This is a genomic window from Yersinia fenwicki, from assembly GCF_043099325.1.
Lineage (GTDB): Bacteria > Pseudomonadota > Gammaproteobacteria > Enterobacterales > Enterobacteriaceae > Yersinia.
In genome coordinates, this window is sequence record NZ_CP170755.1 from 2,156,464 (window position 1) to 2,182,708 (window position 26,245).

The window sequence follows — 26,245 nt, forward strand, 5'->3', positions numbered from 1 at the left end:
CAGACAAAGTGTAATACGTCTGAATCATAGGGTTATTAACCATCATCTGCATGCTATTAAGTAAATAGGAGTGTTAAATAAACAGCGCTAATCTTCAAGTTTAACTTGCAATTTATATCCTAATGGTAATAGGCAAATAGAAAGAAATACAGTTTTACTGGTGGCGATAATTAGGCGGCAGTACTTAAAAGAGCGGCTTGATAGTACGATTATAATAGCGATTATTCTGAGTGGTTTATTTGTAATTAATTGTAAGTTAACGATTTATTAACGTTAAAAATTAGAGTTGAGAAAAGCGTTGGCATAATGATAGATTAATGTAGTATGCAATGTAATTATATATTTAAAGAACAATGAAATGATAAACGAAGACATATTGTTTATAGATGAATTAATTGAATGGATTGAAATTAATTTAGAGAAACGTCCCACTTTGGATGATGTGGCAAAAATTTCCGGATATTCAAAATGGCATCTGCAACGAAAATTTAAAAGTATTGTGGGGTTACAATTAGCGTCCTATATACGTGGACGCGTACTGACGCGTGCGGCTGTTGCTCTGCGCATTTCGCGTCGGCCAATCATTGAGATTTCTGATGAGTTGGGCTTCGACTCACAACAGACCTTCACTCGTACCTTTAAGAAACGCTTTGGTGTCACGCCCAATAGTTTTCGTCAGATGGCGCAGTGGGATGTGCAGGGGATGCTGCCGCGTTTTAACTTCTATGAAAATTACACGCCAGAAATCAAACGGGTATCTTTACCCGCGCAAGAGCTGGTCGGGTTTACCCGGCAGCTGAATTTTGATGAACATAATCATTGCAGCGGGCAGCATTCCTCTTGCATGGCAATGAAAGATGAAATTATGCTCGATTTTTTTAAGGAAGTTAACTTCTCTTGCCAGCGGATATATTCCCTGTTTTCTGCCAATAAGGATCAACAAGGGCAGAGAAGTATGTATTATTCGACGGCGATTGATAAAGAAAAACGGCATGAAGTTCAATGGAATCGTGAGATAGACAGTATCTCAATTCCCAAGGGTGAGTTTCTGGCGATTTCCCATCAAGGCAATGCTAAAGAATGCATCAAGTTTTCAATATATTTGTTTAATGAAGTGTTGCCTAAGCTGCGTGATGAGTTCGGTGGTGGTATTGAAATGGAAGTCATTGAGGTCGATAGTTGCCACGCCGAGTCTAAATTACGTGATATTACCGCTGCTTACACTTACCTCATGTCCGTGAACTGACACTCAACTGTGACGGCAAAAAACGTGTCAGTTCTTACCTAGTCAGGATTAACGGCTGATGTGCTTTGCGCAGCCTTTTTAGCTTTCACACGGGCAATGGCTGCGGCTACGGCAGCTTTGCGCGGATCTTCCTCTGGCGCTTCACTCTCGCTTTTCGCCGGTTCTGATTCAAGTTGAGCTTGCGCAGCCTTTTTAGCTTTCACACGGGCAATGGCTGCGGCTACGGCAGCTTTGCGCGGATCTTCCTCTGGCGTTTCACTCTCGCTTTTCGCCGGTTCTGATTCAAGTTGAGCTTGTGCAGCCTTTTTAGCTTTCACGCGGGCAATGGCAGCAGCAACCGCGGCCTGACGTGGATCAATAGCATCAGTTTCTGCTTCGGCGACAGCAAGCTTTTTCTCTGCCTGACGTGCTCGAGCTTGTTCTTTACGAGCCTCACGAGCAGCAATAGCGGCACTGTTGTCGGGTGTTTGCCCGAGGGTCACACTGATAGTTGAATTTGCATTATTAGATTCACGAGCTAAACGACCGACAGCAGCTTCAACCGTCTGTTGGTCTACATCTGTCAGCTTGACGGCAGCTTGTTTATGGCGCAATTCACGTGCGATTTTTTCCCGCTCTAGGCGTTTTTGCTTAGCTTCAAAACGCGCTTTCGCTTGTGCTGCACGTTCAGCTTCTTGATCAAGGGTACGTATTTCGGCCTTTTCCTGGCGATAATATTGCACCAAAGGAATATTACTTGGGCAAACATAGGCGCAGGCACCGCATTCAATACAATCAAATAAATTATGATTGCGTGCTTTCTCATGTTCTTCGCCGCGACTAAACCAATAGAGTTGCTGAGGTAATAAGCCCGCTGGACAGGCATCTACACACAAACCGCAGCGAATGCACGACTGTTCAGGCTCAGATAGCCCCATTTCGGCTTCCGTGGGAGCCAATATACAGTTACTGATCTTAACAATCGGCACATCCAGGCTGGGTAGGGTAAAGCCCATTAATGGGCCGCCCATAATTACCATTGGTTGGTTTTGCGGCGTAAAACCGGCCAGTTTCAACAAATGCAGGACGGGCGTGCCAATTCTTGCCCAGAAATTACCTGGTTTTGTTAATGCATCGCCGGTGAGTGTCACTACGCGTTCGATTAATGGCTCGTCGTCAATAATCGCCCGCTTGATGGCTACTACAGTACCGACGTTTTGCATTAACACGCCAATGGATGATGAGTGTTTACCGAAGGGCACTTCTTTACCTGTCAGGATCTTAGTGAGTTGTTTGGCCCCACCTGACGGATACTTAGTAGGTATTACTCGCAGCTGTATTTTATCCTGACCGCGTAATGCCTGTTTTAGGGCAGCGATAGCTTCAGGTTTATTATCTTCAATACCAATCAGTACCTGTTGCGGTTGCAACAAGTAGATTAAAATCTGTGTCCCCAAGACCACTTCTGAGGCATGTTCTTGCATCAGGCGATCATCGGCAGTGATATAAGGCTCGCACTCGGCAGCGTTAATAATGAGAGTGGTTACACTGTTCAAGCCGCCCTGTAATTTGCTAGCGGTAGGGAACCCCGCGCCGCCTAAACCAGCGATACCTGCCTGATGGATCCTCTCCAGCAGTGCGGTTTTATCGTGTAACGAGTAATCGGCCCACGGCTGTTGCTCGCGCCAGCGGTCTTCACCATCGGGAGTGATGTGCACGCACAACTCTGCCAGACCTGAGGGATGGGCAGTAGTATGCGGCACAATTGCCGTGATCACACCGGAGGTCGGCGCATGTACCGGCACCGTACGGCCACGGCCAACAGTCAGCGGTTGACCCTTTAACACCCGCTCACCGGTGCGGACGCGCAGTTCGCCTTCTGGCCCCAGATGTTGTTGCAAAGGAACGATTAATTGTTCCGGCAAAGTTGCGATACGCATCGGAACCCGACTTGATTGCAACTTCATTTCTGGCAGATGGATACCCCCATCGAAATCCCAGATGTTGTCGTGTTTGCGGACAGTAAACAGCTTAAACATGTTGCTCCACATCTATCATTTTCACCGGAATCATCTGCGAGGCAGCTAATTGGCTTGGAAGGTTTTTAACTGGGATGATGCTTAAATCCCACTTCCAGTTGGCGGTGGTGGTAGCAACCGGGATCATCTCAATACAGTCTGTCGGGCATGGCGAGACACAAAGATCACAACCAGTGCAGAGGTCTGGCAAAACCGTATGCATTGCACGTGTCGCGCCAACAATGGCATCAACCGGACAGGCCTGAATACATTTGGTGCAACCAATACAGTTTGCTTCATCAATAAAAGCCACTTTGCGCTGTGGGTGGGTGGCGGCTTCGTCACCCTCTAGCGGTTGTGGTTCTACGGCCAGCAACTCGGCCAGCTTGAGCATCACTTGCTCGCCACCGGGAGCGCATTTGTTTATTTTCTCGCCCCCCGCTGATACCGCTTCAGCATACGGACGGCAGCCGGGATAGCCACATTGGCCACATTGGCTTTGCGGTAAAATAGCATCAACTTGCTCGACAACCGGGTCTTGATCAACCTGGAAACGGCGGGCAGCAAAACCCAGCACTGCGCCGGAAATCAGCGCCAATGTACTTAATGCACCAATGGCAATCCATAACGACATCATTAGAACTTCACCAATCCGGTAAAGCCCATAAAGGCCAATGACATCAGCCCCGCAGTTATCAGGGCAATGGACGAGCCGCGGAAGGGAGCGGGAACGTCAGCAACAGCTAGCCGCTCACGGATAGCCGCAAACAACACCATGACTAAAGAGAAACCGGCTGCGGCGCTGAAGCCATAGACTGCCGATTGCATAAAATTGTGTGATTGATTGACATTAAGTAAGGCCACACCTAATACCGCACAGTTTGTAGTGATGAGCGGCAAAAAGATCCCCAGCAAGCGATAAAGTGCCGGGCTGGTTTTGCGCACCACCAACTCAGTAAATTGCACCACCACCGCGATAACTAAAATAAAGGCCAGTGTCCGTAAATAGACCAACCCAAGTGGCAGCAAAATAAAGCTGTTGACCATCCAGGCGCAAACCGAGGCCAATGTCAGTACGAAAGTAGTTGCCAGCCCCATGCCAATGGCGGTTTCCAGTTTTTTGGACACACCCATGAAAGGGCACAGGCCAAGAAATTTGACCAGAACGAAGTTGTTTACCAAAACAGTGCCGACAAACAGCAGCAGGTATTCAGTCATTGTGGAACCTAAAAGTCATTACGGAGCCTAGAAAGTCATTGCAGAGTCTAAAAAAGTAAAGCCGCCTATTATCTAAAATTGGCGGCCTAAGGACAACAGATGAAGTGCAGGGTTATTACTCTTTTCCCACTATTTTAGGAGGAAAAGGGTGCAATGGACTTAATACTCAATAAAAGTATGTTTCACTCGCTGCGAACGTTTCATGTAAGGCACAAAAACAGCCGCTGCCAGCAGGGGCCAACCCAAGGTACGTAAGGCGATATCATCACTGATGGGTGAGAAAGCAAACGCTTTTAATGCCAATAATACAGTAAGTAATAGCCAGAGAATAAACCATTTAGGAAAACGCTGTGAGCGGCTACAGAACAGCCAGATGACCCATAAGGTATAAATCCACATTAAGAGCGTGGTGACCACAGAGAAATACCATTGCAAAGTAAATGCCTGCGAGTTGGTCACCAGATATTCTCTGGATTCTGGCGTAAAAATTGCCATAGCATAGAGTGCTAACATTAAGCTGGCACTGAGCAATGTCACAATCAAATAAGCCAGCGGGGCCAATAACCAGCCGCCAATACGTTGATATTCCTTAGGTTGAGACATAGTGCGCCTTTTATATATTCATCAAAAGGGATAACCCATTATGCAGTTAACCCTTCTCTACATCACACTAGCTTAACCCGCGAATACACCCTTCGTCATCTATATCAATATGATAATACGCAGGCTGTGTTCCCAGGCCCGGCATGGTCATAATATCCCCAGCATAAATGCGCACAAATCCGGCACCGGCTGACACCGCACAGGCGGTGACAGGCAACACGAAGTCACGTGGAACATTCTTTAAGCTGGCATCTGCGCTGATGGACAACGGTGTTTTGGCGATACACAGCGGTAAATGACCAAAACCGGCCTCAGTGATGAAGTCAAGCTGCTGACGTGCTTGTGGGGTGAACGTGACTTCACGGGCGCCATAGCGCTGCGCCAAAATCTCTATTTTCTGCTCCAATGAGGCATCGTCAGGGTACGCCAGTACCGGGGGAGATGCATGAGCGCAAGCATCGATAACGCGCTGAGCCAAGGCGGTGGTGCCCGCACCACCTTTGGCAAAAGCCTCACTGATTTCACAGGCAACTGCGCCAGCAGATAGCGCATAGTCGGCTAAAAAGGCCAGCTCTTCCGGGCTGTCGTCAGGGAAGCAATTGACGGCCACCACCACCGGTAAGCCATAGCTTTTGGCATGATTAATATGCCATTTTAGATTGGCGCAACCTTGGCTTAATAAAGGAATATTGGTATCGAGAATTTCAGCAGGTAGAGGTTGGCCCGGTTTGATATCAAAAACACCACTATTGGCTTTCAGGCTACGTAATGTGGCGACCAGAACCACACAGGATGGCGCAATACCAGATTGTCGAGACTTGATATTAAAGAACTTCTCCATACCCATATCAGAACCGAAGCCGGCTTCCGTCACCACATAGTCTGCTAACTGCAATCCCAGACGGTCAGCCAGCACTGAAGAATTCCCGTGGGCAATGTTGGCAAATGGCCCAGCGTGGATAAGCACTGGTGTCTGTTCACTGGTTTGCATCAGTGTTGGGTGGATGGTCTCTTTCATTAGCGCCGTCATGGCACCTGCCACCCCCAAATCATCAGCCGTAATAGCTTGACCGCTAGTGCTGCGAGCCAAAATTATCCGGCCAATGCGTTGGCGCATGTCGTGCAAGCTTTCTGACAACGCCAGAATGGCCATAAGTTCTGATGCCGCGGTAATTTCCACATGGTCGTACCGCTCAACACCGTGAGTGCCGCCGCCAACTGCGACCTGAATATGGCGCAGCGCCCGATCATTATGGTCAACCACTCGTGGCCATAGGATCTGTTGAGCATCAATATTAAGCAGTGGCATTCCGGTTTGTTGACTAAAAGCCGAGCCCAAGCGCTGTTCATGATACAAGCGTGCATCCAGCGCAGCCGCGGCCAGATTATGTGCCGCGCTAATAGCATGGATATCACCGGTCAGATGCAGGTTCAATTTCTCCATGGGTAACACTTGCGCCGCACCACCACCTGCTGCGCCCCCTTTAACACCAAAGACTGGCCCTAGGCTCGGTTGACGAATGCAAGCCACCCCGCGATAGCCTAAGCAGTTGATTCCCTGACTTAAACCAATAGTCGTGACAGTTTTACCTTCTCCTAACGGCGTCGGAGTAATGCTGGAAACCAGAATCAGTTTACCTTGTGGGCCTCCGGACCGTAATGCACGGATATCAACTTTCGCCATATGGTGCCCATAGGGGATTAAATCATCTGTGCTCAGGCCTAATTGTTGTGCAATTTGCTGAATGGGGCGCAAATTTGTTTCAGAACTCATATTTGATAGCGAAGGGAGAGCATCGGCAGATGAAGACAGTGTCGGTGTCATGGTGCAAAAGTTCCTGTTAGTGATGATAAAACTGCGGCGGCCAATCACGATGGCTATAAATCACGGCGAAATTATCACACAAAGCGCTAAGAAATTGGCGATGCAAATCAATAAATGTGAGACGACCGTTGCTGATAGCGCGATGGTGTTCGCGGATTAACCCATAACACCCATATTGCGATTTCAACTTTTTATATTTTGTGAATTTTATTTTTTTAAATGAAATTAAAGACATTTTAAGATTGATTTAATTTTAAATTCTTACTTTATAAGTACGGTATACAAAAGAGACCCTACAATCCAATGGTTATATTCTATGGCTTCATAAGCAATTAATTGTTTTTGACGGTAAAATTATAGGTAGTTTAATTTATGGGAAATCATATTCATTCTTCTTTAGTCTGTGCTGCACGATTACTTCGTTTAGCCGGAGTTAATGCGGAGTCAGTAGAGGAATTGGGTAAAAATGCGGCTATTGATCTTTCGACCAGGGGGACGCTCGCCTCATTGCAACAATATTTATCACAGTTATCACGTTCGACATCGACCCGTTTTAAAGTAAAAAAAAAACATTAAATAAAATAAAACCTAAGCAGTTGCCGCTGGCATTTCGTGATGTAGAAGGCCGATTTATCTTATTGGCGCGATTAAATGACAATGAGGCATTGTTGCAATACTCTGATAGTAATAAGCCACAAATAATTAGCTATCAATTGCTTAGTGAAATATGGAGTGGGGTAGTATTCTATTGTAGCCACTCACGATTTGATATTCGGTGGTTTATCCCCGTTTTATTACGCCATCGCAATCCCTTGATCCAAGTTCTGGTGTTATCAATGCTATTACAGTTTCTGGCATTGATATCCCCACTTTTCTTTCAGGTTATTATGGATAAGGTCCTGGTGCATAATGCACTTACGACTCTTGATGTATTAATTATTGTATTATTGGTGGTGGGAGTCTATGAGGTTGTATTGAGGTTTTTGCGAGAATATGTTTTTAGTCACACCACAACTCGTGTGGATATTTTATTAGGCGGCAAACTATTTAATCACTTAATCAAATTACCGCTAAGTTATTTTAAGCAACGCCATGTGGGGAATATTGTTGCGCGAGTCTGTGAATTGGATAATATTCGTGAGTTTATTACCGGAACGGCGCTGACCTTATGTGTGGATGTTGTTTTTACCTTCATCTTATTTATCGTCATGTGGTGTATTTCGCCGCTCCTGACATTAATTATCTTGGCTACGCTGCCGCTGTATCTGTTACTAGCGGCATTAACTACCCGTCCCTTACAAAAGAAAGTCGAAGTGTTGTGCAGTTGTGCTGCTCAGAATGGTGCATTTTTAACCGAAACTGTCTCTGGGGTTGAAACCGTTAAAAGCCTGGCCTTAGAACCCCAAATGCAACAGCGTTGGGAAACGCATACACGGGACTACGCCCAAGCTAATTTTCAGGTGCAAAAACTGCAAAACTTCAGCAGCCAGTGTGCTCAGTTACTGCAAAAATTGGCCAGTGCGCTAGTGATTGTTATTGGGGCATATCAAGTCATGTCTGTGCAACTGAGTATCGGGCAGTTAATCGCGTTTAATATGCTGGCGGTACAAGCATTAATGCCAATGAGTAAGTTGGTTGATTTATGGCAGCAGAGTATAAGGGCGAAAGTTGGATTGATGCTGATATCCGATATTTTAAGTTTGCCGGTCGAGCAAGCCACGGGTGCCGCACCGTCTAGTCGCCCAATAAACGGTGATATCACCCTGGAGAATGTGGTTTTCCGTTATCGCCCCGATCTTGATCCTGTATTACGTCATTTCTCATTATCACTGCGTGCGGGAGAGCATATCGGGTTGGTCGGCCCGTCAGGTTCAGGTAAAAGTACGGTCGCGCGACTATTACAGCGTCTTTATATCGCTGAACAGGGCGTTATTAATATTGATGGATACTCGATAAATCATTTCTCTCCTGAATGCCTGCGTCGTCAGGTCGGTGTGGTCATGCAGGAGAACTACCTGTTTAACCGCACCGTTCGTGAAAATATTGCTTATTCTCGGCCAACCGCCTCACTGAGTGACGTGGTTGATGCGGCCTGTCTGGCTGGCGCAAACGCTTTTATTCTGGCCTTGCCGCAAGGGTATGACACCGTGCTGTCTGAAGGTGGGGCATCCCTTTCTGGTGGACAACGTCAGCGTATTGCGATTGCCCGTACTCTATTGGCCAATCCCCGTGTACTGATTTTTGATGAGGCGACCAGTGCTCTGGATGATGAGTCGCAGGCTGAAGTTCAGAAAAATATGGCCCGCATTATTGCCGATCGCACAGTCATTACCATTGCTCACCGCCTTTCGACGGTGCGGCGCTGTCATCGTATTGCTGTCATAAAGCAAGGCTGTGTGGCTGAACTGGCAAATCATGACCAACTGTTGGCGCAGAACGGTATCTATGCCCAACTTTGGCAACAGCAAGCCGATTTTAGCCATAAGGAGTCAAAATGAAGCTGATGCAATTTGGAGTAAAATCAGCCATTTTCGACGGTGTAAAAAAACGCTGGCAACGCCATCACGCGGCGAAACGAACCCGAGACGAATATGACTTTCTTCCAGCCTATCTGGATATCGTAGAGCGTCCGGTAGCACCGTTGGCACGCTGTACGGCCTGGTTTTTGACACTGACATTGCTATTGGTATTAGTTTGGTCGATTGCGGGAAGGCTAGATATTCATGCATCAGCCAATGGGAAAGTGATTGTTGCTGAACATTCCAAAATTATTCAGTCATTTGAGCCGGGTGTTGTGGTAGCCATCAATGTTCATGATGGTGACAGGGTCGTTGCCGGTCAGGTGCTGTTAGAACTCAACCCGATTGGCGTTGATGCAGAAGTTAATAATATAAACCAACAATTAATGCATCGTTCGCTGGAGGCCGCGCGAATGTCGGCGCTGCTCACTGATGATCCTCTGGCGCATTTCATCTATCCCGACAATAGTCCTGATAATTTAGTCATGACAGCTAAATCCCTGTTGGCGAAAGAATATGATGAAGTTAAAGCTGAGCTGGCACGCCAAGACAGCGAGCGAGCCATTAATCAGGCTTATATTCAGGCCGGAAGTATCAATATTACTCACCACAAGGCTTTGATGAAAAATATTCGTCAAAGATTGCAGGCACTACAAACTCTGGTGAAATCTGAGGCAATTGCTGAAGCTGAGGTATTGATACAAGAACGGGAGTGGCTAAATGCGAGCACGGAGGCCAATCGTCTAGAGAGTGAGCAAACTGTTCTGCGCGCTAAAATGCACAATCTGGCACAAGTCCGATTGCACTATTTAGCCGAGAAGAAACGAAGTTATCAGGAGCAGTTGAATAAGGCTCACGAAGTCATCAACCAATTAAAGCAAGAGTTGGTTAAGTTAATGGAAAAACAGCGGCAACAAACCTTACGTGCACCAGTTGCCGGTGTGATACAGCAATCTACCGTACATACTCTTGGCGGTGTCGTCACCAGCGCTCAACCGCTTATGGTCTTGGTTCCGGAAAGTCATCAGCTAGAACTGGATGTGATGATCCTCAATAAAGATATCGGTTTTGTACTTCCGGGCCAGGCGGTGGAAGTCAAAATAGACAGTTTCCCCTACACAAGATTCGGTACTCTCTCTGGTGAAGTTAAACATATTTCCCGCGATGCTATGGAAGATCAACAGCAAGGCTTGGTGTTTCCGGCACGCATTCGACTCGACAGCGACACACTGACCGTCGAGGGGAAACCGGTGCGTTTATCGGCAGGTATGTCTGTCAGCGCAGAGATTAAGACAGGTCGTCGCCGCGTTATCGATTACTTACTCAGCCCGTTGCAGCAGTACCAATCCGAAGCCATGAGGGAGCGTTGATAATGATGAATTCAACCACAACTCAGGTTAATCAACCGTTAGAGGCACTGGCCCGTGCCGCTGCATGTTTTGATTTGGCTGTCGAATCTTCACACTTGGCACACAAGATCGGGTTAGCGCCTCAAGATATTGATAATATTGCTCTATGCCGCTGTGCGAATTGGATTGGCTTGCGGGCCAGGGCGGTGAACTGTCCGATTTCGCGGTTGGACAATTTGACGCTACCGCTTCTATTCAGTTGTGATGCTCAGTGGTTCGTGTTGTTGGCCCTTAATGAACAAGAGGCGAGCATTTATTGCTATGCCGATAGTCAGCAACAACATCTACAAAAACAGATAAGCCGGCAGGAGCTCGCCAGCTTGTGGTGTGGCGAGGCCATATTATTGGCAAAAGCTGAGCTGCATGAGCAGCAGAAAATGCCCTTCGGCTTTAGCTGGTTTATTCCGGTCATCGCCAAATATCGCCATCAGCTGCGTAATATCATTTTGGTTTCATTGCTATTACAAGGGATTTTACTGGTGACGCCGATGCTATTTGAAACAGTTATCGACAAAGTCCTGGTGAGCCGAGGGATAGGCAGCCTAATGGTGCTGGGAATTGCCATGATTGCGCTCGCGATAGTGGAACCTTGTTATACCTTTTTACGTGGGTGGTTATTTTCACATCTATCCAGCCGAGTGGGGGCCGAACTTAATACCGGGCTTTATCGCCATTTAATGGGGTTACCACTGAGTTACTTCGCTTCACAGCAAACCGGACAAACCATCGCTAAAGTGCGAGAAATGGAGCAAATTCGCAGCTTTCTAACCGGTTCTGCTTTAACTATGCTGCTGGATTTGGTTTTTGTCAGCACCTTTATTGCAGTGATGTTTTGCTATAGTCAGCCGCTGACATGGATAGTCTTGTTCTCCCTTGTTTGTTACCTGCTGTTTTGGTGGGCAGTGGGCGGAGTGTTACGCAAGCGGGTGGAGCGCCAATATGAAACCAGTGCACAGAATACGGCATTTCTCACCGAAGCTATTAGTGGATTAGAAACAATCAAGACATCGGCCACCGAAAACCAGTTTAATCGGAGTTGGCGGCATTCATTGGCAAATTATGTCCGCGCCTCATTTGCTTGTGCCAGAGCTGCCAATATTGCTGAGCAAGGGATCAGTTTAATTAATAAAGTGACTTCGGCGATTTTATTGTGGGTTGGTGTCGCGTTGGTATTGGACGGAGAGCTTAGCCCCGGCGAGTTTATTGCGTTTACATTATTTTCAGGTTATGTCACCCAGCCTATCTTGCGTTTGGCGCAAGTCTGGCAAGATTTTCAGCATACGCAGGTGGCGCTAAAACGCATTGGTACCATTTTGGATTATCCCACCGAACCGGGTAGCGCTGGGGTGTTATCGAGTTCGAATAGCCCTGGGGGGCTGGCTTTTAAACAGGTACGTTTCCGTTATCGACCCGATACCGCTGAAGTGATACAAAACCTTAATTTAGATATTGCTGGTGGTGAGTTTGTTGGTATTACCGGTCCATCAGGCTGTGGAAAGTCTACATTAACCAAGCTACTCCAACGATTATATACGCCACAACATGGTCAAATTCTGGTCGATGGACAGGATTTGGCTATTACGGATGCCGCGACATTACGCTGTCAGATGAGTGTGGTGTTGCAGGAGAGCGTACTATTTTCTGGTTCGATACGTGACAACATATGCCAGTGTCGGCCACATGCTGAGGATGCTCATGTTGAGTCTATTGCCCGATTAGCCGGTGCACATGACTTTATTGTAGCACTAGCGCAGGGTTATCAAACGCCAGTTGGCGAACGCGGTAGTTTGTTATCGGGTGGGCAGCGGCAGCGAGTTGCATTGGCGAGAGCACTGATGGCGGATCCCAAAATACTGATTCTTGATGAAGCGACCAGTGCACTGGATTATGAATCTGAGGCGGCGATTATGCGCCAGTTACCGGAAATTACGCGTAATCGCACGGTAATATGCATTGCACATCGTTTAAACACATTGCGCCGGTGTCATCGCATTTTGGTGTTAAAAGAGGGGCAAGTATTAGAGCAGGGTAACCATCAAGAGCTGTTGGATAAATCCGGCACCTATGCACGTTTGTGGCGATTACAGACAGAGTAAATAATCAAGGGATTACACGCTACTAACAATGTCAATTGAAGGGGAATCGTGCCGTTGGGGTCGTAACGGCATAAGCCGTCGGAGTGCCCCTAGGTGCGGTAAACCCTTCACTCACTGAACCATCGTAGTTTTGTCATTAACCTAAAGGGGCGGTTAAGCCCCTTTATCTATATACCTTACTCAGCGATTCAGGTGGTAATAGACTTCATTCCAGCGAATTTCATTTTTGAATGCTGGCAATGTGGTGTCGTTATCGATAAGCAGGAATTCAATACCGTGCATTTCAGCATACAAACGCAACTCATCCACACCAATAGCTTGTGAGAACACGGTATGGTGCGCACCACCCGCGATAATCCATGCCTCGGCGGCGGTTGCCAGTGAAGGCTGAGCTTGCCAAATAGCGCGCGCTACCGGTAGTTTTGGTAACGGATGTGGTTGCTCGACGGTATCAACCACATTGACTAACAAACGGAAGCGATTACCCATATCGATTAAGCTAGCATTTAGTGCCGGGCCTGCCGGAGTCGAGAAGATCAACCGGGCGGGATCGGCTTTGCCGCCAATACCTAAATGCTGCACGTCCAACAGTGGTTTTTCTTCTTTGGCGATAGATGGGCACACTTCCAGCATATGGGAACCCACCACCAGATCATTACCTGGCTGGAAGTTATAGGTGTAATCCTCCATAAAGGAGGTGCCGCCTTTTAGGCCGGTACCCATGACTTTCAGAATGCGTAATAATGCAGCGGTTTTCCAATCACCTTCGCCACCAAATCCGTAACCTTGTTGCATTAGGCGTTGAACCGCCAAGCCCGGTAACTGTTTTAATCCATATAGATTTTCAAAGTTAGTGGTGAAAGCCTTAAAACCACCTTGTTCCAGAAAACGCTTCATACCCAATTCAATACGCGCGGCATCCAGTAGATTTTCGCGCTTATTGCCATTCAGTTTCACGGCATCTGTCAGTCGGTAAGTGGCTTCATATTCTTCAACCAAGGCATCAATCTCACCTTTGCTGACCGCATCCACTACGGTCACCAAATCACCGATACCATAGGCATTAACCGAGTAACCAAACTGGATTTGTGCTGCAACTTTATCCCCTTCGGTCACTGCCACTTCGCGCATATTATCGCCGAAACGGGCAACTTTGAGTTGTTGACTTTCCTGTTTGGCTGCAGCAACGCGCATCCACTGCCCAATCCGCTGATGAGCTTCTTTATCTTGCCAATGGCCGGTGATAACACTGTGTTGCTGACGCATACGTGCGCCGATAAAACCAAACTCACGGCCACCATGGGCAGTTTGGTTCAAGTTCATAAAGTCCATATCCATGGTTTCCCATGGGATCTGAGCATTAAACTGAGTATGGAATTGCAGCAACGGTTTATTCAGAATACTTAGCCCACCAATCCACATTTTGGCTGGTGAGAAGGTATGCAGCCAGGTCATGACACCAATACAGGCGTTATCGTAGTTGGCCTCACGACACAATGCGGTAATTTCATCTGGTGTGGTCACCAACGGTTTAAGCACCAGTTTGACCGGCAAGCCCGCTTCACTATTGAGGCTACTGACGACATGATGGGCATTATCCATAACTTGTTGCAGGGTTTTAGGGCCATACAGGTTTTGACTGCCTATCACAAACCACACTTCTGATTGCTTGAATATGTCCATCGTATACTCCATTTAATCAATTTTTATACAGCATAAAGTGATAAATCAGCCGGTTAATCACGCTTCGGTTACCGGTGCGTAGTGTGGCTCAGCGGATAGACACCACTGTTGATAGCGTTGATAAAGCTGTTGATAGCGGGCAACTTGTACTGAATTGGGTGTCAGGGTGCGTTCAATCTTACACGCCATATGTTGTTGTGCTGTCGGTACATCTGCAAACACACCGGCGGCAACCGCGGCAAAAATCGCCGCGCCCAAAGCGCAACATTGATCGGATGCCACAATTTGGATTGGTCGATTCATGACATCAGCACAAACCTGCATGATAACCGGTGATTTGCGTGCAATACCGCCCAATGCCAGCACGTTCTCTACCGGAATGTCTTGCTGTTCGAAGCATTCCATAATCGCGCGGGCACCAAATGCGGTGGCAGCGATAAACCCGCCAAATAGCGTGGGAGCATCAGTTCCCAGATTGAGGTCAGTGATAACGCCTTTTAGCCGCTGATTGGCATTCGGGGTACGGCGGCCATTAAACCAATCCAATACCACAGGCAGATTATCAAGCGAGGGGTTTTTAGCCCATTCAGCCGTCAGGGAAGCCAGCAGGGTAGATTCAATCTGTTTTAACTGTGGTTGTAATTCTGGTTGTGCCAGTGCAGCTTGATGCAGTGGCCAGCTCAATAAACGGCTGAACCAGGCATACATGTCACCGAATGCTGACTGGCCCGCTTCCATACCAATCCAGCCGGGAACAACACTGCCTTCTACTTGTCCACAAATCCCGGCGATAGCTCGCTCACCGACGAGCTTTTTATCGGCAATCAAAATATCGCATGTAGAGGTACCGATAACTTTAACCAAGGTATAAGGTTGAGCACCGGCACCGACAGCACCCATATGACAATCGAATGCACCACCTGAAATAACCACCGTCGCAGGCAGCCCTAAACGCTCCGCCCATTCAGCGGTAATCAGACCGACCGGGCGTTCAGCGGTATAGGTATCAGTGAACATCGGGTAATCGAGGTGGTTAACTAAACTGTTATCCAATGCGGCCAGGAATTCACGCGGTGGTAATCCTCCCCACGATGGATGCCATAAGCTTTTATGCCCCGCAGCGCACCGACCTCGCTGAACATCTTGAGGGGCAGTGGTGCCTGAAAGTAGCGCGGGAACCCAATCGCATAGCTCAATCCATGATACCGCCGCATCTCGAACCGCTTTATCGGCGCGCGTGACATGCAGAATTTTCGCCCAAAACCATTCAGAAGAGTAAACCCCACCGATATAGCGCGAATAATCCTCAAATTCGCCACTGCGACATAGCCGGTTGATTTCTTCAGCTTCTTCTATGGCGGTGTGATCTTTCCATAGTACGAACATCGCATTAGGGTTTTCAGCAAAATCAGGACGTAACGCCAATACCTGACCTTGTTCATCAATCGGTGCGGGGGTGGAACCGGTGGTATCAACGCCGATGCCAATAATGTGTTGGCGTTGTTCTACTGACAGGCGGCTAACGACTTGGCGAATAGCCTGTTCCATGGCTTCGATATAGTCGAGGGGATGGTGGCGGAACTGGTTTTGCGCGGCGTGGCTGTAGAGGCCTTTCTGCCAGCGAGGGTAGTAAACAACTTCAGTATCTATCTCGGTGCCATTCTGACAATTCACCGCCAATACCCGAACGGAATCGCTGCCAAAATCCAACCCGAGCGAGATAGCCTCTTTTGTCAAAAAAGGGCGGTCTGCCGATATAACGTCGCCTGTCATGGTGGTTGCTCCTGACTCATTACTGAAAACAAGGATTTATACCCGTCATACTTCAAGCTGCATGTGCGTTGGCTGCTTTCATTACTCGGCCCGTCCATGGGCCTCGCCTCTACGAGGCCGCTGCAAGCAGCGTTCAAATCGGTTCCTGACCGATTTGTCACCCGAATCACTTACCGATGTAAGCTCATCGGGACTCACTCGCTGGCCGCCCTCTTGCAACTCGAATTATTTAGGGTATATGGGCAATTACTTATTAATGACTAATCCTATTAATTGCTAACAAAGATAGGAGTGAGTGACAGTAAAAGGTGAGGAGTCAATAGCTGGAAGTATGCACTTTTCTGCTTCCTATAGCGTTTTTGTGATGCCAGTCAAAAGTTATAAATAGGTTAAATTTGCTGAATACATGGATAAATAAACTGTAATCCCTGGATGTGATAGCGCTCTACATTCTGACACGTAATTAACGTTAAAACTGTTCCCGTCTTAGCGGATATGATGAGGTTAGAACGCTTTTAATAAAGGATTAAAGCTTATTAGCGTTGCAAAATACGATTGATAACGTTTCCACTGAAAAACGATTGATTGTTGTTGATGTCGATTAAATAAACAAAAAACATCTCTTCCTACAAAAAAAGTCCGGAGAACACTATGCATAAATTAACTAAAGCGCTAGCAGTGGTTGGGTTAGCGGCAGTTATATCACATTCAGCTATTGCCGAGAGCATGAAATTAGGATTTTTAGTTAAGCAGCCTGAAGAACCTTGGTTCCAGACCGAGTGGAAGTTTGCCGATAAAGCGGGCAAAGATTTAGGTTTTGAAGTGATAAAAATTGCTGTGCCCGATGGTGAAAAAACCCTAAATGCCATCGACAGCCTCGCCGCCAGTGGTGCGAAGGGTTTCGTTATCTGTACCCCAGATCCGAAACTAGGGCCCGCCATTGAAGCTAAGGCTCGGAGTTATAACCTGAAAGTGATCGCGGTTGACGATCAGTTCGTCAATGCCAAAGGTAAACCAATGGAGAGCGTGCCATTGGTGATGATGGCGGCCACCAAAATTGGTGAGCGCCAAGGGCAGGAACTGTGGAAAGAGATGAATAAACGGGGCTGGCAGCCAGGAGAAACTGCCGTAATGGCGATCACTTCTGATGAGTTGGATACCGCGCGCCGTCGCACTTCTGGTTCAATGGACGCACTGAAAGCTGCGGGCTTCCCGGAAAAACAGATCTACAAAGTTCCCACCAAATCCAATGATATTCCAGGGGCATTCGATGCCGCTAACTCAATGTTAGTACAGCATCCTGAAGTGAAAAACTGGCTGATTGTCGGCATGAACGACAACACCGTATTGGGGGGGGTGCGTGCCACTGAAGGTCAGGGCTTTAAGGCTCCGAATGTAATAGGTATTGGTATCAATGGGGTTGATGCAGTTAGCGAACTGTCCAAAGGTCAGGCGACTGGCTTCTACGGTTCTCTGTTACCAAGCCCGGATATTCACGGTTATAAGAGCATTCAGATGCTGCATGACTGGGTCACCAAAGATGTTGAGCCAGCGAAATTTACTGAAGTGACTGATGTGGTACTGATCACCCGCGATAACTTCAAAACTGAGTTAGAGAAGAAAGGCTTGATGTAATTCCACTACACGCTATGGCGCACCGGGTTCATTTGATATTTGGCCCCGGTGCAACCCAAACTTTATAAGGAAACCATCATGTCAGCACTCCATTCTGCGTTACAAGCCGAGCTGGAAGCCGAACAGTCACCGTATCTGGCTTTTTGTGGCATCGGAAAAAGTTTCCCCGGTGTGCAAGCGCTGGATGATATCAGTTTTACCTGTCAGGCCGGGCAAATCCATGCCCTGATGGGGGAGAATGGCGCGGGCAAATCGACCCTGCTAAAAATTCTCAGCGGCAATTACACCCCGACTCAGGGTGAGATTCACATTAAAGGGAAAGCCGTTAATTTTACCAATACCACCGAAGCGCTTGATGCGGGAGTGGCAATCATTTATCAGGAACTGCATTTGGTTCCGGAAATGACTGTGGCAGAAAATATCTATTTGGGCCAATTGCCTACCAAGATGGGCATGGTTGATCGTAAATTGCTGCGTTATGAATCCAGCTTACAACTCGCGCATTTGGGGCTGGATATTGACCCCGATACGCCACTCAAATACCTCTCCATCGGCCAATGGCAGATGGTGGAAATTGCCAAGGCACTGGCGCGTAATGCCAAAATCATTGCGTTTGATGAGCCGACCAGCTCGCTTTCTGCGCGGGAAATCGAGCAACTGTTCCGGGTGATACGTGAGTTACGTGCTGAAGGACGCGTCATATTGTATGTCTCTCACCGTATGGAAGAAATCTTTGCGCTGAGTGATGCCATTACTGTGTTCAAAGATGGCCGCTACGTGCGTACTTTTGATGATATGGCGCAGGTGAATAATGATTCACTGGTACAAGCCATGGTCGGGCGCAATCTGGGCGATATTTATGGCTATCTGCCGCGTGACATTGGCCCTGAGCGCCTGACATTACAAAACGTCAAAGCCATTGGCGTAAAATCTCCCATTAGCTTGACCGTACATCAAGGTGAGATTGTCGGCTTGTTTGGGCTGGTCGGTGCCGGACGAAGCGAATTACTTAAAGGGCTATTTGGTGGCACCAAGCTGACCAGTGGTCAGGTGTTACTGGATGGCAAACTGCTTACTATTCGCTCACCGATTGATGCCATTACTGCTGGCGTCATGCTCTGCCCGGAAGATCGCAAAGCCGACGGTATCATTCCTGTGCATTCGGTGCAGGACAATATCAATATCAGTGCCCGCCGCAAAACACTGACCGCTGGCTGCCTGATTAACAATCGCTGGGAACAAGAGAACGCCGCATTACGCATTCAGTCCTTGAATATCAAAACCCCAGGCCCTCAGCAGTTGATTATGAACCTCTCCGGAGGAAATCAGCAAAAAGCCATTTTGGGCCGCTGGTTATCTGAGGACATGAAAGTGATCCTACTGGATGAGCCAACCCGCGGTATTGACGTCGGGGCCAAGCATGAAATCTATAACGTGATTTATGAACTGGCGAAACAGGGCATTGCCGTGCTGTTTGCGTCGAGTGATTTGCCAGAGGTTCTTGGGCTGGCAGACAGAATTGTGGTGATGCGCGAAGGAGCCATCTCCGGTGAGTTAAATCACGATGATGCCACTGAAGAGCAAGCGCTCAGTTTGGCGATGCTACGTACCCCGAATATTGCGACGGATACCGCACCAGCGGTTGCCTGATTGTGAAGGAGATTATAATGAATACATCTATGTCCAGCGTGACTTTGAGCTCAGATAAAAAGACCCCTCCCGCATCCCCTCAGTCGCAGCCACCGCAAGAGGCTCCCGCGAAAAGGGGGCTGGGGCTATCTCGCATTTGGGATAGCTACGGCATGCTGGTGGTATTCGCCGTGGTGTTTATTGGCTGTGTCATATTTGTGCCTAATTTCGGATCCTTTATCAATATGAAAGGGTTGGGGCTGGCTATCTCAATGTCCGGGATGGTGGCGTGCGGCATGCTGTTTTGTTTGGCATCCGGTGATTTTGACTTATCTGTCGCATCAGTTATTGCTTGTGCGGGGGTCACCACCGCGGTAGTCATCAATATGACCGAAAGCTTATGGCTGGGGGTGGGGGCAGGTTTGTTACTGGGCGCATTGTGCGGTTTGATCAATGGTTTTGTCATTGCCCGGCTGAAGATAAACGCCCTGATAACCACTTTGGCAACCATGCAGATTGTCCGTGGTCTGGCTTACATCATTTCTGATGGTAAAGCGGTGGGTATCGAAGATGAGCGTTTCTTTGCACTTGGCTATACCAATTGGTTAGGGTTGCCCGCGCCGATTTGGATCACAATTGCTTGCCTGGCATTGTTTGGCTTCTTGTTGAATAAAACCACATTTGGTCGCAATACACTGGCGATCGGGGGTAATGAAGATGCCGCTCGTTTGGCCGGGGTTCCGGTGGTACGTACCAAAATCATTATCTTTGTGTTGTCTGGTCTGGTATCTGCCGCTGCGGGGATCATCTTGGCTTCACGCATGACCAGTGGTCAGCCTATGACCTCGATTGGTTATGAGTTGATAGTCATCTCCGCTTGTGTGCTGGGTGGGGTGTCTCTCAAAGGCGGGATTGGTAAAATTTCCTATGTTATCGCCGGTATCTTGATTCTGGGGACAGTGGAAAATGCCATGAACCTACTGAATATTTCTCCGTTCTCACAATACGTAGTGCGCGGTTTGATCCTGCTGGCAGCGGTTATCTTCGACCGTTACAAACAGCTAGCTAAACGGACGGTATAAGCGAGCGGATGACAGGAAAGTCCATAAAAATCCACCGTGGCTCACAATTCTGTTATCACTATCGGGCAGTTTGAAATCTGCCCGATAAACTCGAATTATACCCGTCATACTTCAAACTGCATGTGCGTTGGCTGCACTCTATCACCCGAATCACTTACTTGAGTAAGCTCATCGGGATTCACTCGCTGGCCGCCTTCCTGCAATTCGAATTATTTTGGGTATAGGTGAATACCAATTAGGAAATGACGCCAAGGAGACTCAATGTACCATCGAATGGTTCAGGAACCGCAACCCAATCCCTTGCTGCCAGGCTACACTTTTAACGCTTATCTGGTGGCTGGATTAACCCCGATTCTGGCTGATGGGCCACTCGATTTCTTTATCGATCGGCCCGGCGGCATGAAAGGTTATATCTTGAATCTGACCATTAAGGGTCAGGGCAAGATTTTTGATGGTGAAAACACCTTTTACAGTAATCCCGGAGATTTGCTGCTCTTTCCCCCTAAAGCGGCACATTATTATGGTCGCTCACCTAACAGTGATTGCTGGTATCACCGCTGGGTCTATTTCCGTCCTCGGGCCTATTGGGCAGATTGGTTGGAGTGGCACAGTAAAACCCATGAAGTAGGGCGTTTATCCTTACCCAACAATAACTTGTTGCTGGAATTCGATCGCCTGTTTGCCAATATAGAACAGACGCAAAAATCTGGGCGGCGGTTTGGTGAAGAGCTAGGAATGAATTTGCTGGAGCGACTGTTGCTGCGTTCAATGGAAGAAGATCCTCTCAGCCCGCAACGTATTATGGACCCACGGGTGATTGAAGCATGCCAATTTATCACCGGCAATTTGGCGGGTGAGTTGCGCATTGATGAAGTTGCCCGCCATGTCTGTTTATCACCGTCACGGTTGGCGCACCTGTTTCGTGAGCAAGTGGGGATTAATATCTTGCGCTGGCGCGAAGACCAACGGGTAATCCGCGCTAAATTATTACTGCAAACTACGCAAGAACCGATCGCGACCATTGGTCGGGTGGTGGGGTACGACGACCAACTTTATTTTTCCCGAGTATTCCGCAAGCGCGTAGGGGTTAGTCCCAGTGATTTTAGGCGTCGCAGCATTGAAACCAATTATCCACAACGCAGTTTACGCCATCCCGAATGGCGCGCGAATACCGATGGCATCGTGCGGGTTTAATGCCGTTTGTCTCATGAAGCAAAAAATTACCTCTTGTCGCGGGAATCATCATAGTGTCAAATCGATTGTATCGAGTGATACCGGGCAAGAGGAAATATGCGATGGCTGAAAAAATAAAAGTGGGTTTACTGGGTTATGGCTACGCCAGTAAAACATTCCATGCTCCCCTGATAATGGGGACGCCTGGGCTGGAACTGGCAGGGGTTTCTAGTAGTGATGCCAGTAAAGTTCATGCAGATTGGCCGTCAATGACTGTCGTTTCTGACCCGCAAGCCTTATTTGATGACCCTTCAATTAAACTCATCGTTATTCCAACCCCTAATGACACCCATTTCCCTTTGGCCCAACGGGCTCTGGCAGCGGGCAAACATGTGGTGGTCGACAAACCGTTTACCGTGACACTGTCACAAGCGCGAGATCTGAAGAAACAAGCTGACGAAGCCGGGCTACTATTATCTGTATTCCACAATCGCCGCTGGGACAGTGATTTTCTGACATTAAAAACACTACTGGCGGAAGGTTCGCTGGGGAAAATCGTCTATTTTGAATCTCACTTTGACCGTTATCGCCCTGAAATCCGTCAGCGCTGGCGGGAGCAAGGCGGTGCTGGTAGCGGTATTTGGTACGATCTGGGGCCACATTTACTGGATCAAGCGCTGCAACTATTTGGTTTGCCAGACAGCTTGAATGTGGATTTGGCAATGCTACGTCCAGGGGCGCAGTCGGTTGACTATTTCCATGCCATTCTCAGCTATCCGGAACAACGTGTGGTATTGCATGGCACCGTTTTGGCCGCAGCAGAAACTGCGCGTTATATCGTTCACGGCATGCAAGGCAGTTACATTAAATTTGGTTTAGACCCACAGGAAGACCGACTGAAAGCGGGTGAGCGTTTACCGCAGGCTGACTGGGGCTATGACATGCGCGATGGTGTCGTGACACTGTCACATGACGGTGTGCTAACCGAGAAACCTTTGCTGACATTACCGGGTAATTATCCGGCTTACTATGCTGGGATCCGTGAAGCCATTTTGGGTACGGCAGCTAATCCGGTGCCAGCATCTGAAGCGATTACGGTGATGGAGTTGATCGAGTTGGGCATTGCCTCCGATCAACAGAAAAAAACGCTGCCAGTTGTCACGGCAAATTGAGTTAGACCTCTGCGTTTTTTTTAAACTATACCCAAAGCTATTGGAGTTGCGGGTAGGCAGCAAGCGAACAAATCCCGATGAGCTTACATCAGTAAGTGATTCGGGTGAGTAAGCGTAGCTAACACCCCCGCAGCTTCCAGAGCGAAGGGTATATTGAAGGAATACTTTTGCATGTCTTGGTTACAACGCTTACGAATAGATAAGTTCTTATTGGTACTCATACTGGTCGTCATTATTGCCTCGATCTTCCCTTGTGAGGGGGAGGTTAAAGTATGGTTTGAGCACCTGACGACGGCAGCTATCGCATTATTGTTCTTTATGCATGGTGCCAAACTGTCGCGAGCAGCGATAGTCTCCGGCATGGGGCATTGGAAACTGCATTTGGTGGTATTCCTCAGTACGTTTGCTCTGTTCCCGCTACTGGGATTGGGTATGAATGTGTTAGTTCCCGGGGTGTTGACGCCAACGCTGTATCTGGGTTTTTTGTATCTATGTGCATTGCCAGCGACGGTGCAATCCGCTATCGCCTATACCTCGGTGGCCGGGGGTAATGTTGCCGCTGCCATATGTAGCGCCTCGGCATCCAGTATTCTCGGTGTGTTTTTATCACCGATTCTGGTGGGCATGTTAATGCAAACACAGGGGGGCGACACTGATACTTTGCATGCTATCGGTTCGATCGTCATGCAATTGATGGTGCCATTTATTGTCGGTCACTTATCACGTCCACTGATTGCCAAATGGGTTGAGCGTCATAAGAAACTGGTCAATATTACTGACCGGTCATCGATTCTGTTGGTGGTTTATGTGGCCTTCAGTGAGGCGGTAGTGCAGGGGATTTGGCATCAAATTGACGGCTGGTCGCTGCTGGCAATATTGGTTTGTTCAATGGTCTTGCTGACATTAGTGCTGGTCGTCAATACGTTGGCTGCCCGTTGGTTGGGCTTCAATACTGCCGATGAAATTACCATTGTGTTCTGCGGTTCGAAGAAAAGTCTGGCTAATGGAATCCCAATGGCTAACGTATTGTTTCCTGCCTCGGTAGTGGGGGTTATGGTATTGCCGCTGATGATATTCCATCAGGTTCAATTAATGGTTTGTGCGGTATTGGCACAGCGATACGCCAAACGGGTCGCCAGAGAGAATGCGGAAATGCTCACTGCGAAAACACACGAGACATTGTAACTGGCCAACTCCAGTTATCGAAGGGGCGACCGTACCTTGGGGCGCTCCGGTGGCTCACGCCACTACGACCCCAACGGCACGTTTCCCCTTCATTTGGCTTTGTTAGTGACTCGAAGCGCGTAGAGCTTTTTAGTGATACGCGCTGTTTTGATATCCTGCTGTTTAGTTGTGAATTTTGTCGCGCAATATCTGCTTTTCTTGCTCACTGATAAATGCCATTGTCAGGCCATTTTCTTGCGCCTGGCGAATTTCTTGTGGTGTCAGGCCCGCTGCTGGTGCTGCAATATGATACTCATTAGCAATTTCAATTCCTTGAACTGCAGGGTCATCAGTATTGATAGAGGCTAATACGCCATGGCGCAAGAAGGTGGCTAATGGGTGAGTAGCCAGTGATGACACGGTGCTGGTTTGGATATTGGATGTCAGACAGGATTCAATACCAATATTATGCTCTGCCAAATAATCCATCAGTTTGGTATCTTCTACGGCTTTAACACCGTGACCGATACGCTCGGCCCCTAACTCGCGAATAGCCTGCCAGATACTCTCAGGGCCAGCAGCTTCACCGGCATGGACGGTAATCCGCAAACCGGCATCACGGGCGCGGTTAAAATGACTGCGGAATAGCTCACCAGGGAAACCCAGTTCATCACCCGCCAAATCCAGCGCAGTAATAGCATCCCGATGTGCCAGCAAACCATCCAGTTCTTGCAGACAGGCTTGCTCACCAAAAGTGCGGCTAAGAATACCGATGAGACGAATATCAATATCAAAATCACGACAACCAGATTGAATACCATCAATGACGGCTTCTACCACACCCGCGACGGGTAACTGATGTTTCATCGCCATATAGAATGGAGAGAAACGCAACTCGGCATAATGTAAGCCTGCATTAGCGGCATCTTCCACGTTCTCATAAGCTACACGGCGGCAGGCTTCCAAAGAGCCTAAAACCGCGACGCCCCAATCCAGCTTTTGTAGAAAGCTAACTAAATCAGGTTCAGTCTTAGTGATTTGAACATGTGGGCGCAGAGCCTCTAACTCATCAGCAGGCAGCGACAGATTGAACTGACGTCCCAGATCCAAAATAGTTTGCGCACGAATATTACCGTCAAGGTGGCGATGAATGTCAGTCAAGGGGAGGCGGGGATCGATCATGTGTGCACTCACTGGATTATTATGGATAAGTGCAGAACATTATAAAAACAAACCAATGAAAATATCCACCGCGTTACATAAAAAAGTGATAAGAGTCTCATTTTGGCATCTTTTATTCTTCAAAAGGTGCCTGTAAATCGTATTACTGTGGAGAGAGAGCCGGTTTCAACACTTGTAATGTTCCATTTTTCTCCGCTGCTACAAACGCAGCTTTGGCGCGTTTCATTCCTTCTTTTTTACGCTGCAGTATCATAAAATCGAGGTGTTTTGATTGCATATCCTCTTCCTCCTTCACCAATATTCTTTTTGATTTCAATGAGAATGCTAAGCCCACGATGGGTTAATAATAAACGGTCATACAGTAGTTTTAATCTGGTATTTACAGCTATGGATAAATAAAGCTTAGGTTTAAAACTGTGATAATGATTCATTATCACTATATTTAAAGCACTACCCAGTCGCATTAAACTTTTATAGTTAAGCTTGCTGTATTGTGTTGTCGGTAATTCGAAGTAACTGTCATTATGAAAATTCTCTACCCGATCAAATTTTATTTCATATGTATTTTCAGGAATTATAAATCCTACATCTTCGTTAGAAAAACTTGAGGTTCCTCCGCCTGCTAACATAACAGCTTCAGAGAAAATCATAATAAAATCATGATCGTCGATTGAAAAATCCAGTCGATGAAAATGAATTCGCCATAACGCGCAGTTATAAAATCCATTGTTGTTATTCTAGGCACAAATCCTTGTTTCCTATAAATAAATGAATGTGGTGATTCCACTGGGAAGCCACATTTTTATATTTATTCGCCAGATTAACAACCAGTTATAACC

19 protein-coding genes and 1 pseudogene are annotated in these 26,245 nt (G+C 47.6%); 11 read left to right on the top strand and 9 right to left on the bottom strand.

Annotated elements, in window-relative coordinates; genetic code table 11:
- Positions 1 to 358 precede the first annotated feature (358 nt).
- The gene (locus tag ACF3VQ_RS09965) at positions 359 to 1,246 is read left to right on the top strand and encodes a helix-turn-helix domain-containing protein (protein ID WP_392435120.1); all 888 of its coding nucleotides are present in this window, start codon (positions 359 to 361) and stop codon (positions 1,244 to 1,246) included.
- Positions 1,247 to 1,284: 38 nt separating this feature from the next.
- Here ACF3VQ_RS09965 and rsxC read toward each other — a convergent pair whose 3' ends face one another.
- The 5 genes from rsxC to ACF3VQ_RS09990 form a co-directional block, all read right to left on the bottom strand.
- A complete protein-coding gene (gene rsxC, locus ACF3VQ_RS09970) occupies positions 1,285 to 3,264 on the bottom strand; it encodes an electron transport complex subunit RsxC (RefSeq protein WP_392435122.1) in 1,980 nt (659 codons plus the stop codon).
- Positions 3,257 to 3,880, bottom strand: coding sequence for an electron transport complex subunit RsxB (rsxB, locus tag ACF3VQ_RS09975; RefSeq protein ID WP_392435124.1), 624 nt, complete (start codon positions 3,878 to 3,880; stop codon positions 3,257 to 3,259). Before rsxB ends, rsxC begins: the two co-directional genes overlap by 8 nt.
- On the bottom strand, positions 3,880 to 4,461 hold the full coding sequence (gene rsxA, locus ACF3VQ_RS09980) for an electron transport complex subunit RsxA (RefSeq protein ID WP_013649928.1): 582 nt from the start codon (positions 4,459 to 4,461) through the stop codon (positions 3,880 to 3,882). Before rsxA ends, rsxB begins: the two co-directional genes overlap by 1 nt.
- 159 nt (positions 4,462 to 4,620) lie before the next feature.
- Positions 4,621 to 5,064: a DUF2569 domain-containing protein gene (locus tag ACF3VQ_RS09985; RefSeq protein WP_011816280.1), complete on the bottom strand. Its 444-nt coding sequence runs from the start codon at positions 5,062 to 5,064 to the stop codon at positions 4,621 to 4,623.
- 67 nt (positions 5,065 to 5,131) lie between these two features.
- The gene (locus ACF3VQ_RS09990) at positions 5,132 to 6,889 is read right to left on the bottom strand and encodes a formate--tetrahydrofolate ligase (RefSeq protein WP_392435127.1); all 1,758 of its coding nucleotides are present in this window, start codon (positions 6,887 to 6,889) and stop codon (positions 5,132 to 5,134) included.
- On the opposite strand from ACF3VQ_RS09990, the gene ACF3VQ_RS09995 reads away from it, so the two are divergent.
- The 4 genes and pseudogenes from ACF3VQ_RS09995 (at position 6,810) to ACF3VQ_RS10010 (ending at position 12,913) form a co-directional block, all read left to right on the top strand.
- Entirely contained in the window at positions 6,810 to 7,049 is a 240-nt protein-coding gene (locus tag ACF3VQ_RS09995; protein ID WP_392435782.1) for a hypothetical protein, read from the top strand. The two genes, ACF3VQ_RS09990 and ACF3VQ_RS09995, sit on opposite strands and share 80 nt — an antisense overlap.
- 212 nt (positions 7,050 to 7,261) lie before the next feature.
- Positions 7,262 to 9,387, top strand: a pseudogene (locus tag ACF3VQ_RS10000) (peptidase domain-containing ABC transporter).
- On the top strand, positions 9,384 to 10,778 hold the full coding sequence (locus ACF3VQ_RS10005; protein ID WP_392435128.1) for an HlyD family type I secretion periplasmic adaptor subunit: 1,395 nt from the start codon (positions 9,384 to 9,386) through the stop codon (positions 10,776 to 10,778). The pseudogene ACF3VQ_RS10000 and the gene ACF3VQ_RS10005 overlap by 4 nt, the downstream one beginning before the upstream one ends.
- A gap of 2 nt (positions 10,779 to 10,780) precedes the next feature.
- Positions 10,781 to 12,913 (top strand): type I secretion system permease/ATPase, encoded by a 2,133-nt coding sequence (locus ACF3VQ_RS10010; RefSeq protein ID WP_392435130.1) that lies wholly within the window; start codon positions 10,781 to 10,783, stop codon positions 12,911 to 12,913.
- Between the two features lie 180 nt (positions 12,914 to 13,093).
- Here ACF3VQ_RS10010 and araA read toward each other — a convergent pair whose 3' ends face one another.
- Together araA and ACF3VQ_RS10020 are read right to left on the bottom strand one after the other, a co-directional pair.
- Positions 13,094 to 14,596, bottom strand: coding sequence for an L-arabinose isomerase (gene araA, locus ACF3VQ_RS10015; protein WP_392435132.1), 1,503 nt, complete (start codon positions 14,594 to 14,596; stop codon positions 13,094 to 13,096).
- 57 nt (positions 14,597 to 14,653) lie between these two features.
- Complete coding sequence (locus ACF3VQ_RS10020; RefSeq protein WP_392435134.1) at positions 14,654 to 16,369, bottom strand: ribulokinase; 1,716 nt, start codon at positions 16,367 to 16,369, stop codon at positions 14,654 to 14,656.
- A 651-nt stretch (positions 16,370 to 17,020) separates the two neighbouring features.
- Between ACF3VQ_RS10020 and ACF3VQ_RS10025 the strand changes: the two genes are divergently transcribed.
- From ACF3VQ_RS10025 to ACF3VQ_RS10050, 6 genes are all read left to right on the top strand, one after another.
- Complete coding sequence (locus tag ACF3VQ_RS10025) at positions 17,021 to 18,004, top strand: arabinose ABC transporter substrate-binding protein (protein WP_392435136.1); 984 nt, start codon at positions 17,021 to 17,023, stop codon at positions 18,002 to 18,004.
- 78 nt (positions 18,005 to 18,082) lie between these two features.
- On the top strand, positions 18,083 to 19,654 hold the full coding sequence (gene araG, locus ACF3VQ_RS10030; RefSeq protein WP_392435137.1) for an L-arabinose ABC transporter ATP-binding protein AraG: 1,572 nt from the start codon (positions 18,083 to 18,085) through the stop codon (positions 19,652 to 19,654).
- Positions 19,655 to 19,683: 29 nt separating this feature from the next.
- Positions 19,684 to 20,715 carry an L-arabinose ABC transporter permease AraH gene (gene araH, locus ACF3VQ_RS10035; protein ID WP_392435522.1) on the top strand — a complete coding sequence of 344 codons (1,032 nt, stop codon included), beginning with the start codon at positions 19,684 to 19,686 and terminating at the stop codon, positions 20,713 to 20,715.
- A 261-nt stretch (positions 20,716 to 20,976) separates the two neighbouring features.
- Positions 20,977 to 21,909, top strand: a complete 933-nt coding sequence (gene araC / locus ACF3VQ_RS10040) for an arabinose operon transcriptional regulator AraC (RefSeq protein WP_392435139.1) — start codon at positions 20,977 to 20,979, stop codon at positions 21,907 to 21,909.
- A gap of 101 nt (positions 21,910 to 22,010) precedes the next feature.
- The gene (locus ACF3VQ_RS10045) at positions 22,011 to 23,060 is read left to right on the top strand and encodes an oxidoreductase (protein WP_392435141.1); all 1,050 of its coding nucleotides are present in this window, start codon (positions 22,011 to 22,013) and stop codon (positions 23,058 to 23,060) included.
- A 171-nt stretch (positions 23,061 to 23,231) separates the two neighbouring features.
- Entirely contained in the window at positions 23,232 to 24,245 is a 1,014-nt protein-coding gene (locus ACF3VQ_RS10050) for a bile acid:sodium symporter family protein (RefSeq protein ID WP_392435143.1), read from the top strand.
- Positions 24,246 to 24,407: 162 nt separating this feature from the next.
- On the opposite strand, the gene add is transcribed toward ACF3VQ_RS10050, so the two are convergent.
- Together add and ACF3VQ_RS10060 are read right to left on the bottom strand one after the other, a co-directional pair.
- Positions 24,408 to 25,406 carry an adenosine deaminase gene (gene add, locus ACF3VQ_RS10055; protein ID WP_392435145.1) on the bottom strand — a complete coding sequence of 333 codons (999 nt, stop codon included), beginning with the start codon at positions 25,404 to 25,406 and terminating at the stop codon, positions 24,408 to 24,410.
- 236 nt (positions 25,407 to 25,642) lie between these two features.
- A complete protein-coding gene (locus ACF3VQ_RS10060) occupies positions 25,643 to 26,056 on the bottom strand; it encodes a hypothetical protein (protein WP_392435146.1) in 414 nt (137 codons plus the stop codon).
- Positions 26,057 to 26,245: the final 189 nt, after the last annotated feature.

Excerpts from the sequence above, each read along its gene's own strand:
- ACF3VQ_RS09965 (WP_392435120.1), top strand. The coding sequence starts at position 359 with ATGATAAACGAAGACATATTGTTTATAGATGAATTAATTGAATGGATT.
- rsxC (WP_392435122.1), bottom strand. The coding sequence starts at position 3,264 with ATGTTTAAGCTGTTTACTGTCCGCAAACACGACAACATCTGGGATTTC.
- rsxB (WP_392435124.1), bottom strand. The coding sequence starts at position 3,880 with ATGATGTCGTTATGGATTGCCATTGGTGCATTAAGTACATTGGCGCTG.
- rsxA (WP_013649928.1), bottom strand. The coding sequence starts at position 4,461 with ATGACTGAATACCTGCTGCTGTTTGTCGGCACTGTTTTGGTAAACAAC.
- ACF3VQ_RS09985 (WP_011816280.1), bottom strand. The coding sequence starts at position 5,064 with ATGTCTCAACCTAAGGAATATCAACGTATTGGCGGCTGGTTATTGGCC.
- ACF3VQ_RS09995 (WP_392435782.1), top strand. The coding sequence starts at position 6,810 with ATGGGGCGCAAATTTGTTTCAGAACTCATATTTGATAGCGAAGGGAGA.
- ACF3VQ_RS09990 (WP_392435127.1), bottom strand. The coding sequence starts at position 6,889 with ATGACACCGACACTGTCTTCATCTGCCGATGCTCTCCCTTCGCTATCA.
- ACF3VQ_RS10005 (WP_392435128.1), top strand. The coding sequence starts at position 9,384 with ATGAAGCTGATGCAATTTGGAGTAAAATCAGCCATTTTCGACGGTGTA.
- ACF3VQ_RS10010 (WP_392435130.1), top strand. The coding sequence starts at position 10,781 with ATGATGAATTCAACCACAACTCAGGTTAATCAACCGTTAGAGGCACTG.
- araA (WP_392435132.1), bottom strand. The coding sequence starts at position 14,596 with ATGGACATATTCAAGCAATCAGAAGTGTGGTTTGTGATAGGCAGTCAA.
- ACF3VQ_RS10020 (WP_392435134.1), bottom strand. The coding sequence starts at position 16,369 with ATGACAGGCGACGTTATATCGGCAGACCGCCCTTTTTTGACAAAAGAG.
- ACF3VQ_RS10025 (WP_392435136.1), top strand. The coding sequence starts at position 17,021 with ATGCATAAATTAACTAAAGCGCTAGCAGTGGTTGGGTTAGCGGCAGTT.
- araG (WP_392435137.1), top strand. The coding sequence starts at position 18,083 with ATGTCAGCACTCCATTCTGCGTTACAAGCCGAGCTGGAAGCCGAACAG.
- araH (WP_392435522.1), top strand. The coding sequence starts at position 19,684 with ATGTCCAGCGTGACTTTGAGCTCAGATAAAAAGACCCCTCCCGCATCC.
- araC (WP_392435139.1), top strand. The coding sequence starts at position 20,977 with ATGTACCATCGAATGGTTCAGGAACCGCAACCCAATCCCTTGCTGCCA.
- ACF3VQ_RS10045 (WP_392435141.1), top strand. The coding sequence starts at position 22,011 with ATGGCTGAAAAAATAAAAGTGGGTTTACTGGGTTATGGCTACGCCAGT.
- ACF3VQ_RS10050 (WP_392435143.1), top strand. The coding sequence starts at position 23,232 with ATGTCTTGGTTACAACGCTTACGAATAGATAAGTTCTTATTGGTACTC.
- add (WP_392435145.1), bottom strand. The coding sequence starts at position 25,406 with ATGATCGATCCCCGCCTCCCCTTGACTGACATTCATCGCCACCTTGAC.
- ACF3VQ_RS10060 (WP_392435146.1), bottom strand. The coding sequence starts at position 26,056 with ATGATTTTCTCTGAAGCTGTTATGTTAGCAGGCGGAGGAACCTCAAGT.